17 protein-coding genes and 1 tRNA gene are annotated in these 19,042 nt (G+C 44.4%); 8 read left to right on the forward strand and 10 right to left on the reverse strand.

Annotation, left to right across the window (positions count from 1 at the left end):
• Positions 1-6: 6 nt before the first annotated feature.
• From AAAH86_RS14325 to pdxA, 4 genes are all read right to left on the reverse strand, one after another.
• Positions 7-1,002 carry a beta-ketoacyl-ACP synthase III gene (locus AAAH86_RS14325; protein ID WP_343488335.1) on the reverse strand — a complete coding sequence of 332 codons (996 nt, stop codon included), beginning with the start codon at positions 1,000-1,002 and terminating at the stop codon, positions 7-9.
• 169 nt (positions 1,003-1,171) lie between these two features.
• On the reverse strand, positions 1,172-1,372 hold the full coding sequence (gene rpmF / locus AAAH86_RS14330) for a 50S ribosomal protein L32 (protein WP_343488336.1): 201 nt from the start codon (positions 1,370-1,372) through the stop codon (positions 1,172-1,174).
• A 6-nt stretch (positions 1,373-1,378) separates the two neighbouring features.
• Positions 1,379-1,909 (reverse strand): DUF177 domain-containing protein, encoded by a 531-nt coding sequence (locus tag AAAH86_RS14335; RefSeq protein WP_343488337.1) that lies wholly within the window; start codon positions 1,907-1,909, stop codon positions 1,379-1,381.
• Between the two features lie 111 nt (positions 1,910-2,020).
• A complete protein-coding gene (gene pdxA / locus AAAH86_RS14340; protein WP_343488338.1) occupies positions 2,021-3,073 on the reverse strand; it encodes a 4-hydroxythreonine-4-phosphate dehydrogenase PdxA in 1,053 nt (350 codons plus the stop codon).
• A gap of 218 nt (positions 3,074-3,291) precedes the next feature.
• Between pdxA and AAAH86_RS14345 the strand changes: the two genes are divergently transcribed.
• A complete protein-coding gene (locus AAAH86_RS14345; RefSeq protein WP_343488372.1) occupies positions 3,292-3,882 on the forward strand; it encodes a riboflavin synthase in 591 nt (196 codons plus the stop codon).
• A gap of 6 nt (positions 3,883-3,888) precedes the next feature.
• On the opposite strand, the gene AAAH86_RS14350 is transcribed toward AAAH86_RS14345, so the two are convergent.
• Entirely contained in the window at positions 3,889-5,691 is a 1,803-nt protein-coding gene (locus AAAH86_RS14350) for a sodium:solute symporter family protein (RefSeq protein WP_343488339.1), read from the reverse strand.
• Between the two features lie 65 nt (positions 5,692-5,756).
• Here AAAH86_RS14350 and AAAH86_RS14355 point away from each other — a divergent pair, with 65 nt between their 5' ends.
• Positions 5,757-6,503: a sulfite exporter TauE/SafE family protein gene (locus AAAH86_RS14355; RefSeq protein WP_343488340.1), complete on the forward strand. Its 747-nt coding sequence runs from the start codon at positions 5,757-5,759 to the stop codon at positions 6,501-6,503.
• Positions 6,504-6,587: 84 nt separating this feature from the next.
• A complete protein-coding gene (locus tag AAAH86_RS14360; RefSeq protein ID WP_343488341.1) occupies positions 6,588-6,764 on the forward strand; it encodes a hypothetical protein in 177 nt (58 codons plus the stop codon).
• Between the two features lie 40 nt (positions 6,765-6,804).
• Here AAAH86_RS14360 and AAAH86_RS14365 read toward each other — a convergent pair.
• Positions 6,805-6,881, reverse strand: a tRNA-Ile gene (locus tag AAAH86_RS14365).
• Between the two features lie 107 nt (positions 6,882-6,988).
• Entirely contained in the window at positions 6,989-7,411 is a 423-nt protein-coding gene (gene mce / locus AAAH86_RS14370; protein ID WP_343488342.1) for a methylmalonyl-CoA epimerase, read from the reverse strand.
• Between the two features lie 90 nt (positions 7,412-7,501).
• Here mce and rbfA point away from each other — a divergent pair, with 90 nt between their 5' ends.
• Entirely contained in the window at positions 7,502-7,894 is a 393-nt protein-coding gene (rbfA, locus tag AAAH86_RS14375; protein WP_343488343.1) for a 30S ribosome-binding factor RbfA, read from the forward strand.
• Positions 7,895-7,896: 2 nt separating this feature from the next.
• On the forward strand, positions 7,897-9,105 hold the full coding sequence (locus tag AAAH86_RS14380; protein ID WP_343488344.1) for an ABC transporter permease: 1,209 nt from the start codon (positions 7,897-7,899) through the stop codon (positions 9,103-9,105).
• On the opposite strand, the gene dusB is transcribed toward AAAH86_RS14380, so the two are convergent.
• Entirely contained in the window at positions 9,102-10,094 is a 993-nt protein-coding gene (gene dusB, locus AAAH86_RS14385) for a tRNA dihydrouridine synthase DusB (RefSeq protein ID WP_343488345.1), read from the reverse strand. The genes AAAH86_RS14380 and dusB overlap by 4 nt on opposite strands.
• 54 nt (positions 10,095-10,148) lie before the next feature.
• Positions 10,149-12,566: an outer membrane beta-barrel family protein gene (locus tag AAAH86_RS14390; protein ID WP_343488346.1), complete on the reverse strand. Its 2,418-nt coding sequence runs from the start codon at positions 12,564-12,566 to the stop codon at positions 10,149-10,151.
• 105 nt (positions 12,567-12,671) lie between these two features.
• Between AAAH86_RS14390 and lepA the strand changes: the two genes are divergently transcribed.
• Positions 12,672-14,468 carry a translation elongation factor 4 gene (gene lepA, locus AAAH86_RS14395; protein WP_343488347.1) on the forward strand — a complete coding sequence of 599 codons (1,797 nt, stop codon included), beginning with the start codon at positions 12,672-12,674 and terminating at the stop codon, positions 14,466-14,468.
• On the opposite strand, the gene AAAH86_RS14400 is transcribed toward lepA, so the two are convergent.
• The gene (locus tag AAAH86_RS14400) at positions 14,465-16,321 is read right to left on the reverse strand and encodes a sodium:proton antiporter (protein ID WP_343488348.1); all 1,857 of its coding nucleotides are present in this window, start codon (positions 16,319-16,321) and stop codon (positions 14,465-14,467) included. The two genes, lepA and AAAH86_RS14400, sit on opposite strands and share 4 nt — an antisense overlap.
• A gap of 153 nt (positions 16,322-16,474) precedes the next feature.
• Here AAAH86_RS14400 and AAAH86_RS14405 point away from each other — a divergent pair, with 153 nt between their 5' ends.
• Together AAAH86_RS14405 and AAAH86_RS14410 are read left to right on the forward strand one after the other, a co-directional pair.
• A complete protein-coding gene (locus AAAH86_RS14405; protein ID WP_343488349.1) occupies positions 16,475-17,347 on the forward strand; it encodes an MBL fold metallo-hydrolase in 873 nt (290 codons plus the stop codon).
• Positions 17,348-17,361: 14 nt separating this feature from the next.
• Positions 17,362-19,005, forward strand: a complete 1,644-nt coding sequence (locus AAAH86_RS14410; RefSeq protein ID WP_343488350.1) for a S8 family peptidase — start codon at positions 17,362-17,364, stop codon at positions 19,003-19,005.
• The last annotated feature ends 37 nt before the right edge of the window (positions 19,006-19,042 follow it).

The raw sequence follows: 19,042 nt of genomic DNA on the forward strand, positions 1-19,042 counted from the left end.
TCTCTTTTAGTTATAGGCCCATTTCAGATAAATGGCACCCCAAGTAAATCCGCCCCCAAAGGCAGCAAATATAAGGTCATCGCCTTTTTTTAGTTTGTCTTCATAATCATGCAACAGAAGTGGCAATGTAGCAGATGTGGTATTGCCATAGCGATCTATGTTTACCATCACCTTGTTTTCATCAATCCCCATGCGATTAGCTGTTGCATTAATGATACGCATGTTTGCCTGATGGGGCACAAGCCAGTTTACATCATCATAAGTTAAGTTGTTTCGCTCCATCATCAAAACGGAAACATCCGCCATATTAGAAACGGCAAACTTGAATACTGATTTACCGTCTTGAAAGACGTAGTGTTGCTTGTTTTTTACGGTTTCTTCCGAAGCAGGAAGCAGAGACCCCCCCGCATCAATTTTTAAAAATTGCCTGCCCCCACCGTCGGTTCTCAAGTATTCATCTTGAACCCCAAGCCCTTCATCATTGGGCTCAAACAATACTGCCCCGGCACCGTCACCAAAAATAATACAGGTCGTGCGATCCGTATAATCGACGATTGACGACATTTTATCTGCCCCGATCAACAATATTTTTTTGTAACGACCAGACTCAATATAGCTTGACGCAGTCGACATGCCGTACAAAAAACTGGAGCATGCAGCCTGCAAATCGTACGAGAAAGCATTTACTGCTCCAATCTCAGCGGCGATATAGGATGCAGTGGCCGCCACGGGCATATCAGGGGTGGCAGAAGCCAAAATGACCATATCGATTTCAGCAGGGTCGATCCCGCTTTTCTCGATTAAGTTCTCAGCAGCCTTGATGCCAAGATATGAAGTGCCTTCTCCTTCCTCTTTTTTTAGTATTCTCCGTTCCTTGATTCCAGTTCGGGTGGTAATCCACTCATCGGTAGTTTCGACCATGGTCTCCAACAGCTTGTTGGTCAATACAAATTTCGGGACATAGGCTCCCACAGCTGTAATCGCTGCCGTAGTTTTGTTCATCTGAGGGATATTTTCGTCAAAAATCGTGTTTTTTGACCCAAAAACGATGAAAAGTAGTGATTTTTTGCAACATCTTGGCCAAAATTAGATTTTGTGTTCGCAAAGTGTTTTCCATAAAAAAACTCCCGGTTCATCACCGGGAGTCTATACTGTCATTGAATCAATGCCTTTAGGCAGCTGTCTCTTCTTCGGTCTTGTCAATCAAAACCTGGCCTCTATAATAGAGTTTACCCTCATGCCAGTGCGCTCTGTGGTACAAGTGCATCTCGCCAGTTGTAGAGTCTTTAGCGATGGTGGGCATGGTAGCCTTATAATGTGTTCTTCTTTTATCTCTTCTGGTTTTCGAGATTTTTCTTTTAGGATGTGCCATCGTTTCCTATTTGTTTGTTAATAATTTTTTTAATCCGTCCCATCTGGGGTCGGTCGTATCTGATTTACTTTTTTCGTCTTTCAATCGCAGCTCTTCCAATTTGTCGAGCATGTCTGATTTTAAAGTGCCGTCTAGCACCCCCGGATGGATTCTCTTCTGTGGAACCGCCAACACCAACATCTCATATACATACTGTGCAATATTGATTTGATGTTCTCCATGGGGAATAATCAGAATCTCATCATCGGTGTCGTCATAAGCTTCCCCAAACTTGATGACCAAATGTAGGTTCGCATTGACCGGCTGATCAAAGGGTTCTCCGCTGAGATCACCATCAACATTGACCGTGCCGCCCGCATCTAAATCAAGCTCCATCATGGTCGACATCTTTTTTAAGATGGCTTTTACCTTGATGGCCGCCCCATTGAACTCGTTGTAATCAAAAGACTCAAAGAACGTGTTGTTGAGTTGGTATTCAAATCCGTGGCTTCCCTCTTTTAATCCTGAAAAAGGAATTGTAAACTCCTTGTTTCCCATCTTCTCCTAATAGATTTGCAACCTTCGCCATATAAACGGCTCAACCCGTTTCGGTTATAGCGGGTGCAAAGATAGTATTTATTTGTGAATGCCCAATTGAAGCTACTTATTTTATGCGGACTTCTTGGGCGTTTGTTTTTTTAACGGATTTGAAACCAGTTCTTGGTACTCCCTGCGATTCTTGAAAACCTGTAGGGCCAAGAAGACCGCTTCTTTGAACGAACCTTCGTCTGCTTTGCCCTGACCTGCTATTTCATAGGCCGTGCCATGGTCGGGCGATGTGCGTACTTTTGACAACCCTGCCGTGAAGTTCACGCCCTTGCCGAAAGACAGTGTCTTAAAGGGTATCAGCCCTTGATCATGATAGGCGGCTAAAATTCCATCAAACTTTTCATGGTTTTTTGAACCAAAAAAGCTGTCAGCGGCGTAAGGGCCATAGACCATTTCGCCCTTGTCAAACAGTTCTTTTATCACGGGCATGATGATTTTTTGGTCTTCATTGCCAATGGTGCCATTGTCTCCGGTATGCGGATTGATTCCCAATAAGGCGATTTTGGGTTTTCGCAGGCCAAAATCCATTCGCAGGGTCTTTGCCATGATCTGGATTTTGTTTCGCACCAGTTTTTGGGTAATGGCCACTGCTACATCTTTTACAGCGATATGATCAGTCAACAACCCGACACGAAGCCCTTCAGAAACCATGAGCATTAAACTTTCGCCATCAAATTCTTGTGCGAGATAATCGGTATGGCCTGGAAATTTAAAGTCATCTGCCTGAACATTGTTCTTGTTTATTGGGGCGGTCACCAGAGTGTCTATCACACCCGTTTTGAGAGCTTCAACGGCTGCTCGCAATGATTTGATGGCAAATTTTCCTCCTTCATCCGTTGCTTTGCCAAATTCGGTTTTTGGCGATTCTTTCCAAACATTGACCACATTGAGTTTACCGTCAAGTGCTTTGTCTGCTGAGGGTATCCCATTAAAGGTAAGGTTCAGGTTCAGGGCGTTTTTTTGAAACGAGATCGTTTTGTTCGAAGCAAAAAGAACCGGGGTGCAAAAATCGAGCATCCGTTTATCTTCAAAGGTCTTCAGGGCCACCTCGCAGCCTATTCCATTTAAATCCCCGATGGATATCCCCAATTTTATTTTGCCATTTTCACCCATGTATTCTACCTGTGATGCGTACTTTTACAGCACAAAGCTACTGAACTCATTTAAACTTTTTCAATTGGCTATAAAATTGCTTTTTTGCGCCCATTTTTTGACTTTTTTTCCTTCCGTAGCCCAGCTATGCAACTAGAAAAAGCCTGCAAATGGGCACAAAACTGCTAATTTTCGCTTCAATCCAAAAAGTTTAAATGAGTTCACTCAATAAAACGAATATGTTCACGGGCATCATTGAGACCTTGGGCGAAGTGGTCGCCCTCGAAAAAGAGGGTGAAAACCTTCATATCAGCATTACATCTTCCATCACTTCAGAGCTAAAGATAGACCAAAGTGTGTCCCACAATGGGGTCTGCCTAACCGTAGTCGCCCTCGAAGGAAATGTGTACACTGTTACCGCCATTCAAGAAACGTTGGACAAAAGCAATCTGGGAAATCTTGAAGTGGGCGACATCGTCAATTTGGAGCGTGCCATGGTCTTGGGCTCACGATTGGATGGGCATCTTGTTCAAGGCCATGTGGACCAAACCGCAATTTGTAACAATATTGAAGAGAAAGACGGTAGCTGGGTTTTTACCTTCGGATATGACACTTCAAAAAAAAATGTTACCATTGAAAAAGGTTCCATCACTGTTGATGGTGTCAGCCTAACGGTTATTGATTCAAAAAAAGGTTCGTTCTCAGTGGCCATCATTCCGTATACTTACGAAAATACACGGTTCAGCACCTATAAAGTAGGAAGCGTGATCAATCTAGAGTTTGATGTGATTGGCAAGTATGTCGCACGGTTGTTGCAACTTAACGATTGAAAGCGTTCAGAAAACGTCTTTCATCTTGGCCCATACTCGGCGCAGTGTAACAGCAGAAATCACAACTATTATGGTCAATATTACCGCCAATGTATAATTGCCATAAATCCAGTTGCCGGTAGCAAAAAGGCAACTGTAGACCAGTACGCAACCTACGAGCATGGCAATGATTCCCGAAGGAACAGTCCACCTTTGTGTGCCGTCAACTATAGATTTGTCTTCAGCTTGGGCAGCTTTCCGAATTTTTTCCCATCCAGGGCCACCGGGCTGTGTTTTTTTGTAAAAAGCGTACAAGGTTTCTTTAGATTCAGGTTTTGTCAAATAGGTGACCGCCAACCAAACAATGGTGGTCAGCAACACCACTAATACAAATTTGCTCCATGCAGGAAATGGTGCGCCATCCGACAGAAACAATTCGTCTTCAAATTGCCAAAACAAAATGGAGACAAAACCAGAAAAGAACATAGCAACGATTTCGCTCCATGCATTGATGCGCCACCAAAACCATCGGAGTATAAAAATAAGCCCCGTGCCCGCACCGAACATGATGATGATGTCAAACAATTGCACAGCGTTCTGCAAGGCCAAGGCGAACAGTGCACTGAGCACCATAAGCACAATTGTGGTGATACGCCCCACCCTGACCAATTCTTTTTCAGAGGCGTTTTTGTTGATTTGCTGCTTGTAAAAATCATTGACCACGTACGATGAGCCCCAGTTCAGGTGGGTTGAAATTGTTGACATATAGGCAGCACCCAACGAAGCCAGCACAATGCCCAACAATCCCGAGGGCAATTTGGTCAACATGGCCGAGTAGGCCAAATCATGGCCCAATTTGCTTTCTTCAATATTGGGAAATGCCTGTCGAATACTCTCCAAGTCTGGAAAAACCACCAATGATGCCAACGCGACCAGAATCCATGGCCATGGACGCAGGGCATAGTGAAGAATATTGAAGAAGAACGTGGCCCCAACGGCGTGGTTTTCATTTTTGGCCGCGAGCATACGCTGCGCGATATAGCCACCGCCACCCGGTTCGCCACCTGGATACCATGCACTCCACCACTGGACGGCCAGGGGCACTATCAACACGGTAATCAACGCTTCGGTATTCGAAAAATCGGGCAGAATGGACATTTTGCTCTTGACCAAATCGTTCTCCAATATGCTTGAGAGCCCACCGACTTCTGGCATGTTCACCAAATAGATGGCCGCGCCAATAGCGCCAACGATTGCCAAAAAGAAGAGCACAAAATCGGTATAGACGACGCCTCGAAAGCCGCCAATGGCACTGAAAATCATGGTGATGCTTCCGGCAATCAGCACCGTTTGAATGGGGCTAAGCCCCAACATGACCTGCCCAATTTTTATGGCCGCCAAGGTTACCGCAGACATGGCCATGACATTGAAGATAATACCGAGATAAATTGAGCGGAATCCCCTTAAAAAAGCGGCTGGTTTACCACCATAGCGAAGTTCGTAGAATTCCATATCAGTCTTGACATCAGATTTTCGCCAAAGTTTGGCGTAGACAAAAACGGTCAATAACCCTGTCAGCAAAAAGACCCACCAGCCCCAATTGCCCGAAACCCCATCGGTACGTACAAAATCAGTGACCAGATTAGGGGTGTCAGTTGAAAAGGTGGTGGCTACCATTGAAAAGCCCAATAGCCACCAAGGCATGTTTCGGCCCGACAAAAAATACTCTGTGGTGTTTTTTCCCGATTGTTTTGAAACGTAGACGCCAATGAAGAGCACAAGGGCAAAAAAGCCAAAAATAATGGCGTAATCGAGGGTTTGAATATCCATAATTTGATGTTGGTCGAATGTTAAAGATAGTATTTTATCAATATTTTTGACCTTCAGCCAGCACTATGTCGACCATTGCTATTTCTACCGCCGCTTGGGCCATGGCCTATACCGCCATTTTTCTTTTGGGCATTTCAAAATCTGGTCTGAAAGGGCTCTCCATTTTTAATGTAACGCTATTGGCGCTTGCTTTCGGAGCACGGGAGTCTACAGGAATAATGATGCCGCTGCTTTTGGTGGGTGATGTATTTGCCGTGATTTATTACAACCGCCATACCCAATGGAAATATATCATACGCTTTATGCCATGGATGATTACCGGAATTCTGATCGGAGTATGGATTGGGAAAGAGCTGCCCGAAACCCAGTTCAAAATCGGAATGGTCATTGTCATTTTTATCAGCTTGGCCCTTTTGGTTTATTGGGATAGACGAAAATCAAAGTCTGTACCCACGCACTGGAGCTTTGCGGGAAGCATCGGTGTTTTGGCCGGTATTTGCACCATGATCGGTAATTTGGCTGGGGCGTTTACCAACATTTTCTTTTTGGCCATGCGCCTGCCCAAAAATGAATTTGTGGGTACTGCGGCATGGCTGTTCTTGATTACCAATGCCTTTAAAATGCCCTTTCACATCTGGGTCTGGAAAACCATTTCTTGGGAAACCTTAATCATAGATCTAAAGTTGTTGCCCGCCATTTTTGCTGGTTTGGTCTTGGGTGTGTTCTTGGTAAAGATCATCAATGAAAAACAATACCGGCAGTTTGTCTTGGTGGTGACCGCGATTGGGGCTGTGGTGATATTGTTCAGGTAGTGCAAGCCTTTCTGTTTTGTTAAGTATTTGTTAATTCTAACTATTTGAAATATCTTCATGCCTGTGAATCAATCATTTATTCCGATGAAAGCCAAAGAAAATGTAACCGCTGCACGAATTCTTACCGCTGCCCTACTGTTCAGTATTGCAGTTTTGGCCTATACAGTACATAGGGAGTATTCAGAGGAAATCTCAGATCACATTGAAAAAACTGTTGTTGAGCTTTTGCCTGATATGGAGAATAGTCTGGCAAAACTATAATCTAAACAAAAATCAAGCCCCACTTTCGCAGGGCTTATACTGGTGGTCCCACCTGGGCTCGAACCAGGGACCCCTTGATTATGAGTCAAGTGCTCTAACCAGCTGAGCTATAGGACCCTGTCGCTTTAGCGACAAAACTCAAAATCCAAATCCCAAAATGAGAAATGTTTTTGAGGATGGCAAAATTAAGCTATTCTTCCGATATTTCTAATGGATTCCAATTTTTAAGCCCCCTCTCCTTTGGGGAGAGGGGCTTCTTGGCACAATTCCACCAACACCCCATTTGTGGTTTTTGGATGCAAAAAAGCCACCAACTTATTGTCTGCTCCTTTTTTTGGGGTTTCGTTCAATATGGTGAACCCTTCCCCTTTTAATCTTTTGATTTCACCCACAATATCATCCACAGCAAAGGCAACATGGTGTATGCCCTGCCCCTTTTTCTCCAAAAATTTTGCAATGGGGCTATCGGGGTTGGTCGCTTCCAGCAGTTCGATCTTATTGGGGCCATTTTTGAAAAAAGAGGTGCGTACCCCTTCGCTGGCCACTTCTTCTATTTTGTAATGGGGCCTGCCCAACAATTTTTCGAACAGATTGTTTGAGGCTTCCAAATCATTCACGGCAATACCGATGTGCTCTATTTTCTTCATTTGCATGAAATTACTAAAGTTAGCCCCAATTTAACCACTCCTAAATTATCAAATGATGAGTTTGGTCATTAATTGGCTTATTTTTGCAAGATGGAAACGCAACGACAGAAAAAAATAGCGGGTATCTTACAGCAAGACCTCGCCGAAATATTGCAACGGGCCGCCACAGATGGTGGTATGAAGGGCGTTCTTATCAGCGTTTCAAAGGTGAATGTGACCGCCGACCTTTCCATTGCAAAGGTGTACATCAGTATTTTTCCTTCGGATAAAGGGACAGAATTATTGGACGGCATCAAATCAAACGAACCCTTGATCAAACACCAGCTGGCCCAGCGCACGCGCCATCAAATGCGCCGCGTACCAGAGCTGATATTTTATTTGGATGATTCTCTTGACTACATAGAAGACATCGAAAAATCATTGAAGGGCAATGAAAATCCACTTGAAAATCGCGACCTTCTGGATAAGCGAAAGAAAAAATAGCTTTGAATTTTCCATTGTACATCGCCAAGCGGTATCTACGCTCTAAAAGCAGCCAAAATGCGGTGAACATTATCAATTTTATCACTTTTTTGGTGATTGTCATCGGGTCGGCAGCCTTGTTTATTGTTCTCTCTGCTTTTGCGGGATTGAAGACTTTTAGTCTACAGTTTACCAACAGCTTTGACCCTGACCTAAAAGCGATGCCTGTGACCGGGAAGGTTTTTTCCCTTTCCCCACAAGAGGAAACCGAATTGGGCAACATTGGCGAGGTCACTCATTTTTCAAAAGAGCTGGAAGAGCGCGTATACCTCTCGTTTAAAGACAAGGGTGATATTGTTGATATCAAGGGGGTAGATGAGAATTATCGAAAGACCACAGGTATTGACAGTACGATATATTTTGGTAATTGGGGCGTGAATGGGCAGAGCGCGGTCATGGGTATCGGTATCAGTAATTCACTGGGCATTCCTGTCGGCAACTATCAAAACCCCATGGTGGTCTTGGCCCCAAAACCGGGCAAAGGTTCTGTTTCATCGCAATCGCTCAATTCAAAGCCCTATACAGAACTGCCCCTCGTTTTGAGCGGTGTGTACGCCATTGAAGACAATCTCGACAAAAAGTATGTTTTTGTTTCCCTTCCTCTGGTTCAAAATCTTCTGCAAAAAGACGATGGCGAGATTTCAGGCATTAATTTCAAACTGAACCCTAGTGTTGATTTAGAGGAAGTCCGCACAGCCATAAAAAACATCTTGGGCGAAAAAGTGGTTGTACTGAGTCGACGTGAGCTCAACGGGACACTATACCGTATGCTGAACACAGAAAATTTGGCCACCTACCTTATTTTTACATTGGTGCTCATTATCGCCCTGTTCAACGTGGTCGGGGCCATTATCATGATGATTTTGGACAAACAACAAAATTCAAAAACACTCTTCAGTCTGGGCACGACCATCAAAGAACTTCGAAGAATTTATTTTGTTCAGGGCGTTTTGGTGACCTCGTTGGGTGGGCTTATCGGTGTCATCATAGGTTCATTGCTGATTGTTTCACAATTGGCTTTCGGCTGGCTTAAAATCACCCCTTCTCTGGCTTACCCAGTAGAATATGGTGTGATGAATGTTGTCATCGTTTTGGCAACGATTGTGGTGTTGGGGGTCATTTCTTCAAAGATTGCCAGTAGTCGGGTATCAAAAAAACTGGTGTCTTTCTAGGCGAATTGAAAATTTCCGAACTTTTCGAGAACCTCATCAAAAGCGGCGAACACATCAATTGCTTCGTCACTGGTCACCATTTTCATTCGGTATTCCTTAAAGTGTGGAATGCCCTTAAAATAGTTGGTATAATGCCTTCGGGTCTCGAACACGCCCAATTTTTCGCCCTTCCAATCGATGGCCATCTGCAAATGGCGACGGGCCGCCTCAACACGTTCTTCCATGGTTGGGGGGTCTAAGTGCCGGCCTGTTTCAAAATAATGTTTCACTTGGTTGAAGAACCAAGGGTTGCCAATACTTGCCCTGCCTATCATAGCACCATCAAGTCCGTAATCATCACGCATTCTCATTGCAGCCTCAGGGGTATCCACATCGCCATTACCAAAAACGGGAATGTGCATTCTTTGATTGTTTTTGACCTCAGCAATAGGTTTCCAGTTAGCTTCACCTTTGTACATCTGAACCCTTGTTCTTCCATGAATGGAAATGGCCTGAATGCCCACATCTTGAAGGCGTTCGGCAACCTCAACTATTTTTATGGAATTGTGGTCCCACCCCAAGCGGGTCTTTACGGTCACCGGAAGCTTGGTGCGCTTCACCATGGCCTCGGTCAATTTGACCATCAAGGGAATGTCGCGAAGAATACCTGCCCCAGCATTTTTACAGACCACTTTTTTTACCGGGCAACCAAAATTGATGTCGATGATGTCTGGGTTGGATTTCTCAACGATATCAATGGCTTGCAACATCGAATCCATTTCGGCCCCAAAGATTTGGATGCCCACGGGGCGTTCTTTTTCGTAAATGTCCAATTTGATGACGCTTTTTGCGGCATCGCGAATCAATCCTTCAGAAGAAATGAACTCGGTGTACACCACATCGGCCCCGTTCTCTTTGCAAAGCGCACGGAAGGGTGGGTCGCTGACATCTTCCATAGGGGCCAAAAGCAACGGAAAATCAGGCAGTTCTATGTTTCCTATTTTGGGCAAACCATTTTCTTTTTCGGACAGCAAAATTACAAAATTGCCAAAAAGAAGGGCAAATCATTGATTTTCAAGTCGTTCACGTTCTTTCTTTTCAATGGTCCGCTCGTTGTCTTCGAGTCTGAAATTGCCGAAGTTATAGGTGAACCCAAACCTGACGAACTGGGTCTCAGGCTGTGAAAAATAGAAATTGTCTTGGTTCAGGTATTGAGAGGTGTAGGTGCCGTTTGCTTTGCCCAAAAGGTCCTCTGCAGCAATGGATATTACGGCGCGGTTGTTCCAAAACGATTTTCTGAGGCCAAGCGTCAGATTCGTGGTAGGTGATTGTACGTACGAACCGAAGAGATATTTTGAAAAATGGGTGAACGTGACCTCTCCTGTAAAACTTCCATCTTCTGAAAGAGTGAGGTAATTGGCCAAGTATACGTAAAAGCCCTCAATGCTATTAGTCGCGGGGATGTCGCCACTCTCCACTGCCAAAAAAGTTTCATCCTCGTGAAAAATAGAAGTATAGGCGTACAAAAACCAAGGATTGGCAATACTCTTGCTCAATGTAAAGTCAATGCCGTATGATGTGCTTTCCAAAACATTTTGCTTCAACTGTCGCAGCACCAACAAATTGTTGTCTTGAAATACCAAGTCGCTGATGTAGTTGCCATTATCGCGATAATACAGATCAAAGAAAAACTCGTTGTTCAGGGTATAGTTGAGGTTGAAGTTATTGGTGAAGTTGGGCTGTAACCTTGGGTTACCGTCCTCAAAATCATTTTCGTTATAGAAAAATCGAAACGGATTCAAATCATTGTACCTTGGCCGTGCCACGCCCCTATCGTAATCAAATGAAAAGCTATGGCTTTCTGATGCCGTGAACAGCACATTCAAAGAAGGAAAAACACTCAAAAAATCTTGTGAATTGACCACGTCAAGGGTGCGTGAAATGCCTTCGGCATTGGTTTGTTCGCCCCTGACCCCGGCTTTGACCGACCATTTTTCCCAACTCTTCAAGATGCTCACATAGGCCGCATAAATCGATTCATTGTACTCAAAATCATCAGACAGTGAGCTATCGACTACATCGCTGTTGCCCAAAAAATTGGAATACAAAATGCTGTTCTGAGAATCGATAGTCGAAACTTTCAGGCCTGTCTCCAACGATGTTGTTCCAAATGGAAAGTACAAATCGGCCTGGCCGGTCAAAATTTGAATGTCTTGATTTGCATCGGTCCGAAACCCAAAGCTTCTTGAAAAACCTCCCGTTGCATCAAAATAATCTGAAAGAATGTTTTGTGTGGATGCTTTGCCATAATCGGTGTAATGCGCATTGAGCGACAATTGGGCGCCTTCTTTTTTGAATTTGTGCATATAGTTCACATCAAAAGCGAGGTTGGTGCGGTCGCGTCTTCCTGAATTGTCGGTCACAAAGGTGGAATCCAACTGGTTTTGCCCGTCGAGTATTACAGCGTCCAGATTTCTTCGCCATTCTTGATCTGGATTAAAAGACAGGTTTGATGTCAGATTCAGGCTGTTTCTACCGTCAATATCATAATCAGCTATAACTGTAGCGGTATGGATCTGCGAATCGGTAATCTGTTCATCATCTGTCGACCATCTTGAAAAAACATCGTTGCTGTCATTGATAAAATTGATGCCCTTGTCGACCTGTAGAGACTCTTTTTTTGGATTGAAAGAATAGTTGCCAAAAAGGCTCAGCTTGTCTGTTTTGAAATAATGGCTCGTGCCGATGACATATTTGGGAAATATGGCTTGGGTAAAACTCCCGTTGACACTGCCCTTGTAGCCCGGTATGATGTTCTTGCTGGTAACAATGTTCAATATCGGTCCGCCCTCGGCATCGTAGCGCGCAGGTGGGTTGGCAACCACTTCAACGGATTTGATGTTCGTTCCCGATAATCCTTCCAGTAAGTCTTTCACTTCCTGACCTGACAATTGCACTTTTCTGTCGTTTAGATATACCGTGGCCGATTGCCCCTTGATCTGAAGGTCTTCTTGATTGACAATGACCCCAGGTGTGCTTCTCAAAATATCCCAAGAACTGCCTTGTGAAACGACCGTGTTCTCGACGTTGAAGACCAATCGATCCGAAAGTCGTTCGAGGGTCGGGCGCTTTGCGGTCACCACCACTTCATCCAAAGTCTGGGCAGCTGCGGGAATGATCAATGCGCCCAGCGATATATCGTTCTTGACGTCCAAAGCCAAGGGTTTTGAAGCACGCCCCACATAACTGGCCTGCAACAGATAGAGGCTGGGGGCGATGTCTTCAAGATTAAAAATGCCCTGCTCATCAGCTGAAGTACCCTGCACAAATGTGGAATCTGTAGCGTTCAACAACAAGATATTGGCAAAAGCCACTACCTCGTTACTGTCGTCAATTACTTTGCCCTTTATGGAGAAGGTCTGGGCAGAAATGCTAGAAATGGCAAAAGCCGCTAATACGAAACAGCGCAGCAGTGGTTTCATTCATCGTTTGGGTTGTAGGCAAATCTAACGATTTATTTGCGAGGCTATTGTTAAAGCAATAAAAGACCCCTCTGGGCCTTCAAAAGAAGTATATTTGCAGTTCTTATGAAAAAGATTCGAAATTTCTGCATTATTGCCCATATCGACCATGGTAAAAGCACGTTGGCCGACCGATTATTGGATTATACAGGTTCTGTGACCGAACGCGAAAAAAAAGAGCAATTGCTCGACAGTATGGACTTGGAGCGTGAACGCGGCATCACCATCAAGAGCCATGCGATTCAGATGGAATACCAATACGATGGCGACACCTATATCTTGAATCTTATCGATACTCCCGGGCACGTTGATTTTTCGTATGAGGTATCCCGTTCGATTGCGGCCTGCGAAGGGGCACTATTGGTGGTCGATGCAGCCCAGAGTATTCAGGCACAGACCATTTCAAACCTGTATTTGGCTTTGGAAAATGATCTCGAAATCATTCCTGTGCTGAATAAGGTGGATCTGCCCAGTGCGAATCCTGAAGAGGTGACCGATGATATTGTTGATTTATTGGGATGCAAGCCCGAAGAGGTCATTCCTGCAAGCGCAAAAACCGGTATCGGTATAGATGACATTTTGAAAGCAATCATTGAACGAATTCCGGCACCAGAAGGAAATGAAGAGGGGCCACTACAAGCCTTGGTCTTTGATTCAGTCTACAATCCCTTTCGGGGTGTCGAAACTTATTTCAGGGTGCTTAACGGATCTATCAAAAAAGGCCAGAAAATCAAGTTTATGGCCACGGGCAAAAGCTATTTTGCCGATGAGATCGGCACCTTGAAGTTGACACAACATCCCAAACAAGAAATAAAGACCGGTGATGTAGGCTATTTGATCACAGGCATCAAAGATGCGAGGGAGGTTAAGGTTGGGGATACCATCACTTTGTCAGAAAACCCGGCTACAGCGGCCATTTCTGGGTTTGAAGATGTAAAGCCGATGGTTTTTGCGGGAATTTATCCTGTTGATACCGAGGATTATGAAGAGCTGCGCTCTTCGATGGAAAAACTGCAACTGAACGATGCTTCTTTAGTGTTCACTCCCGAAAGCAGTGCGGCTCTTGGGTTCGGGTTCCGCTGTGGGTTTTTGGGGATGCTGCACATGGAAATCATTCAAGAGCGTTTGGAGCGCGAGTTTGATATGACCGTCATCACCACTGTGCCCAACGTGAGCTATCATGCTTTCACTACCAAAGACCCAGAAGAAGTGGTCACTGTAAACAACCCTTCCGATCTGCCCGACCCATCAACACTTGACCGCGTTGAAGAACCCTACATCAAGGCCACTATCATTACCAAGTCTGATTTTGTCGGCAATGTAATGTCGCTCTGTATTGACAAACGTGGCCAGATTACCAATCAGACCTATCTGACCACTGAGCGCGTTGAGCTTACTTTTGATATGCCCCTCGCCGAAATCGTTTTTGATTTTTACGACCGCCTAAAAACAGTTTCGAAAGGCTATGCGTCTTTTGACTATTCCCCCATTGGGATGCGTACCTCAAAATTGGTTCGGGTAGACATCCTTCTGAATGCGCAACCCGTAGATGCCCTTTCTGCTCTGGTACATTTTGACAATGCCCATACGATAGGCAAGAGAATGTGCGAAAAACTAAAAGAACTCATTCCCAGACAGCAATTTGACATCCCTATTCAGGCAGCCATTGGCTCAAAAATAATCTCTCGTGAGACCATCAAGGCCTTGCGAAAAGACGTAACGGCAAAATGTTATGGGGGCGATATTTCACGAAAGAGAAAACTGCTCGAAAAACAGAAAAAGGGTAAAAAGCGTATGCGTCAGGTCGGTAATGTTGAGATTCCACAACAGGCCTTTATGGCGGTGCTCAAGTTGAACGATTAATCTGCGACTTCTTCTTTGCTGGCCAATATGTCAACATTAAACATTTTACCGAGATAGACCAATTTATACCCTTCATCAATATCGGTAAATTCTTTGCTGAAAGATGAAATGATTTTTAAATCTCCCTGCTTGTCTTTTAAAAAAATGGGGATTATATGTTCGTCTGCTTTGGTAATCTCGATAAGGCCATCATATTGTTCTTTGTCCTTAAGTTCAATTTCATTGATGGCTGGATATTTTCTAACGGCTTCCGTCAGTTTGATAAAATCATCGGTATGGGAAAAGAGCCCCTCTTCCGGATTGTTTTCGGGGTTGTTCATTTCGTCTGTGTTGACCAGCCTAAAGGCCCCATTTTCACCAAATTGCTTTTTGAACTTTTCAATGGCAAACTTGTTGATATCCGAATTGCCCGTCAGGGCCATCAAGTAGCCCATATCGTTCAATTCAATATTATCGGTCAACGTGTCTGAATAGATGTCGGCTGCAATGGCCTCGACTCCCAATTTTTTTGCTTTTTCAACATTGGTCTGGTTATTGTCGATAAGTACCACATGGCGCTTGTTTTTCTTCAGATAACCTGCAATCAGCCTTGAGACTTTTGAGGCGCCTATTATCAAAATGCCCTCTGACTTTGTTAAAAACACTCCCACTAACCGGGCAAAAAGCCTAGCAGTAGTAGCGTTGAGAAGCACGGTGCCCAATACGACCATAAACACCAGTGGGGTAATGTATTCTGCCCCGGGCTCGCCTTTTGCAAGCAGTTTAGAACCGAAAAGCGATGCAATACCGGCAGCCACGATACCCCTTGGCCCCACCCAGCCGATAAACATTTTTTCGTTAAGCTTCAGATTCGAACCTTGTGTGCTCAAAAACACCCCAAGAGGCCGAATCAGAAATACAATGACAAGAAAAAGGGCAGCGGTCTTCCAGTTGTAGATGAGCTGCATGTCTGAAATATCAATGTTCGCGGCAAGAAGTATAAAAAGAATGGATATCAATAGAACGCTCAACGATTCTTTAAAATAGAGCAGTTCTTTAAGGTTTGGCAGGTCTATGTTCCCCATGACCATTCCCATGACCACTACCGCAAGTAGGCCCGATTCATGCGCAAAGAGATCTGATTCAACGAAAACCAACAAGACCACCGATAATGAAACCACATTCATTAGATAATGGGGTATCCAGTTTTTCTTGATGACAAAGGCGAGGCCGTGGGCAAAGGTGAAGCCGAAAGTGAAGCCGAAAAGCAATATTTTTCCGAACTCTATCAAAGCCGTTTTTGTAAAGGCACTGCCTTCGCCAACACTGATAAATTCAAACACCAAAACTGCTACTAACGCCCCGATGGGGTCAATCAAGATGCCTTCCCATTTTAGCACTGCCGAAACATCTTTTTTGAGTGGTATGTTACGAAGAATGGGTGTAATTACTGTGGGCCCTGTAACGATAATTAAGGCAGAGAACAAAAACGATATCTGCCACGACAAGTCAAAAATGTAATGTGCTGCGATACCTGCCCCAAAAAAAGTAACCAATGTGCCAATGGTAATCAACTTTGTGATTACGGGGCCAACATTGGCAATTTCAGAACGTTTTAAGGTCAACCCGCCTTCAAAAAGTATGATACTGATTGCAAGTGACACAAAATAATAGAGGCCATCACCAGGAAAAAGACCTTTTTTACCATTCCAAATGGGCTCAATGAGCTTGCTGCCATCTGCGGTATAAAGCGTTGCGATTGGCCCGACCAAGAGCCCGATCAAAATCAGGGGTAAGATTGCGGGCAACTTCAATCGCCAAGCGACCCATTGTGCGATGATTCCAAGTATAATGATTCCCGCTAATTCGAGCATGGTGGTATTTTTTCGAAATTTACAGTTTTCTTTAAAATATCCTTGCCCATATCCGGGCTTTCTGAATTTGTTAAAATACAAATAATAAAACGGTGTATTATAACCATTTGCGGTACAGTTTTCTTATTTTGCGCATCCTTTTGCCCATTTTGAATGCAGCTATACCCCATTGAGACCGGTAATTTCAAGTTAGATGGCGGGGCCATGTTCGGTGTCGTGCCAAAATCGTTGTGGAACAGGACCAATCCTTCAGATGCCAACAACATGATTGAACTGGCCATGCGCTGCCTTCTGATCGAAGATGGCGATCGACTTATCTTAATCGACAACGGGCTTGGCAACAAGCAATCAGAGAAATTTTTCGGTTATTACCATTTATGGGGAGACCATTCTTTGGATAAATCCCTAAAAAAACATGGTTTTCACCGCGATGACATCACCGATGTATTCATGACCCACTTACACTTTGACCATTGCGGGGGCAGTATTCAATGGAACAAAGACCGAACAGGCTACGAACCTGCTTTTAAAAATGCCCGGTTTTGGACAAACGAAGACCATTGGCAATGGGCGTTGGAACCCAATCAAAGGGAAAAGGCCTCCTTTCTGAAAGAGAACCTGCTTCCGATGCAAGAAAGTGGTCAATTAAACTTCATAAAAAAGGCACAGGCCCCGTATTTGAATTGCTCTGATCTCGATTTTGGCATTTTATTTGTAAACGGCCATACCGAAAAACAGATGTTGCCACATATCAAATACAAAGGAAAAACCGTGGTCTTTGTGGCAGATTTGATTCCAACAGTGGGGCATATTCCTTTGCCTTATGTCATGGGCTACGATATGCGGCCTTTGGTCACATTGGATGAAAAAGGCACATTTTTGAACGAAGCCGCAGAAAAAGGGTATGTGCTATTTTTTGAACATGATGCACACAACGAAATGTGCACCTTAAAAAGAACGGAAAAAGGGGTGCGGTTGGATCAGACTTTCAAATTTGAAGAAGTGTTTGCTGCTTCCTCCTTATAAATTAAACATGCAAGATGATAAGACAATTTAAACCTTCTATTTCAATTTTAGCAGCAATACTGCTTTCGGGGTGTGGCGCAACTGCCTTGGTTTCCACTCCCGTTGAAAATATAGATGCCGTACCGCTTAAAGTATCTGATTTGACAGAGGCCCAGGAAAAGACCTGGGGGCATGCCGATTTGGTGCAAGACACCATTCCTGGTATGAGTGTTGATCGGGCCTATGCCGAAATCATAAAAAACAAAAAGGGCAAAACGGTGATTGTGGCCGTGTTGGATTCTGGTATCGACCTTGACCACGAAGACCTTGATGATGTGCTGTGGACGAACAAAGACGAAAAGCCGGGCAATGGCAAAGATGATGATGGCAATGGCTATGTAGACGACATTCACGGGTACAATTTTTTGGGTGAGGCCTATAACGAGCAATTGGAGTACACCCGAATGCTCCGGTTGGGGGTTGGTACCGCTGCAGAGAGGGCAAAAGCACAATTGAAACTGGACAAGGAATACCCAGAAGCTTTGCAAAACAAACAGCAGTATGAGCAAATATTACAAGTCGTAAAAAATGCAGATGCCGCTGTCAAGGAAGCATTGGGAAAGGATTCGTACACCAAAAAAGATGTCATGGGCATCGAGGCCAACACCACTGAAATGCAGCAACATGTTGCTGTATTGACCCAAATGTACGGTTACGAAGACAGTATTGACAAAGTGCTCGAGCAGCTTGAAGAAGGGGTTGCCTATTTCACCGAGCAGGTGAACTACAATCTGAACAAAGATTTTAATGGGCGTGAAGTTGTGGGTGATAATCCTTATGATTATAACGACCGTGATTATGGAAACGGCAACCCCGACAGCAGGCTCGAAGACGAAAGCCATGGCACCCATGTTGCCGGCATCATCGCGGCAGAAAGAAACAACGGCCTTGGTGCGAACGGGGTAGCCAAGAACGTTGAAATTATGAGCATTCGTGCCGTGCCCAATGGTGATGAGTATGATAAAGACATTGCGCTGGGCATTCGCTATGCCGTCGACAATGGCGCAAAGATTATCAACTGCAGTTTCGGAAAATCATTTTCGCCAAATGCTGAATGGGTTTATGAGGCCATAAAATATGCAGCTGTCAACGATGTGCTTATCGTTCATGCGGCGGGCAATGATGGCAATGACATCGATGATCAATCCAATCCAAACTATCCGAACGATCATCGCTTTGGCAGTAATGAAATTGCTGATAACCTGATCACGGTAGGGGCTTTGACCAGTAACTATGGCTCAGAGATGGTCGCAACGTTCTCCAACTATGGAAAAAACAATGTGGATGTCTTTGCGCCAGGTGACGATATCTACTCAACAATGCCAAACAATGCGTACGATTTTAACGGTGGCACCTCTATGGCGGCACCAGCTGTTGCGGGTATTGCCGCGTTGATCCGTTCGTATTATCCCAATCTGACCGCTCCAGAGGTCAAGCATATTTTAATGCAATCCGGATTAAAATCTAAAGCCTCAGTGGTTGTTTCTGGCGACCCGAACAAATCAAAGTCCTTTTCAGAAATTTCAAAATCGGGCAAAATGGTCAATGCCTACAATGCGCTCTTAATGGCCGATAGCGTCTCAAAAGGAAGTAAAACCCTTGATTACAATGCTGAATGATATGAAGTTAGCCAAACAACTGATCGCTTCCGTTCTT

It is taken from the genome of Allomuricauda sp. d1 (assembly GCF_039592695.1).
Taxonomy (GTDB): Bacteria; Bacteroidota; Bacteroidia; order Flavobacteriales; family Flavobacteriaceae; genus Flagellimonas_A.

Coding starts and splice junctions, on each gene's coding strand:
- AAAH86_RS14325 (WP_343488335.1), bottom strand. CDS start 1,002: ATGAACAAAACTACGGCAGCGATTACAGCTGTGGGAGCCTATGTCCCG.
- rpmF (WP_343488336.1), bottom strand. CDS start 1,372: ATGGCACATCCTAAAAGAAAAATCTCGAAAACCAGAAGAGATAAAAGA.
- AAAH86_RS14335 (WP_343488337.1), bottom strand. CDS start 1,909: ATGGGAAACAAGGAGTTTACAATTCCTTTTTCAGGATTAAAAGAGGGA.
- pdxA (WP_343488338.1), bottom strand. CDS start 3,073: ATGGGTGAAAATGGCAAAATAAAATTGGGGATATCCATCGGGGATTTA.
- AAAH86_RS14345 (WP_343488372.1), top strand. CDS start 3,292: ATGTTCACGGGCATCATTGAGACCTTGGGCGAAGTGGTCGCCCTCGAA.
- AAAH86_RS14350 (WP_343488339.1), bottom strand. CDS start 5,691: ATGGATATTCAAACCCTCGATTACGCCATTATTTTTGGCTTTTTTGCC.
- AAAH86_RS14355 (WP_343488340.1), top strand. CDS start 5,757: ATGTCGACCATTGCTATTTCTACCGCCGCTTGGGCCATGGCCTATACC.
- AAAH86_RS14360 (WP_343488341.1), top strand. CDS start 6,588: ATGAAAGCCAAAGAAAATGTAACCGCTGCACGAATTCTTACCGCTGCC.
- mce (WP_343488342.1), bottom strand. CDS start 7,411: ATGAAGAAAATAGAGCACATCGGTATTGCCGTGAATGATTTGGAAGCC.
- rbfA (WP_343488343.1), top strand. CDS start 7,502: ATGGAAACGCAACGACAGAAAAAAATAGCGGGTATCTTACAGCAAGAC.
- AAAH86_RS14390 (WP_343488346.1), bottom strand. CDS start 12,566: ATGAAACCACTGCTGCGCTGTTTCGTATTAGCGGCTTTTGCCATTTCT.
- lepA (WP_343488347.1), top strand. CDS start 12,672: ATGAAAAAGATTCGAAATTTCTGCATTATTGCCCATATCGACCATGGT.
- AAAH86_RS14400 (WP_343488348.1), bottom strand. CDS start 16,321: ATGCTCGAATTAGCGGGAATCATTATACTTGGAATCATCGCACAATGG.
- AAAH86_RS14405 (WP_343488349.1), top strand. CDS start 16,475: ATGCAGCTATACCCCATTGAGACCGGTAATTTCAAGTTAGATGGCGGG.
- AAAH86_RS14410 (WP_343488350.1), top strand. CDS start 17,362: ATGATAAGACAATTTAAACCTTCTATTTCAATTTTAGCAGCAATACTG.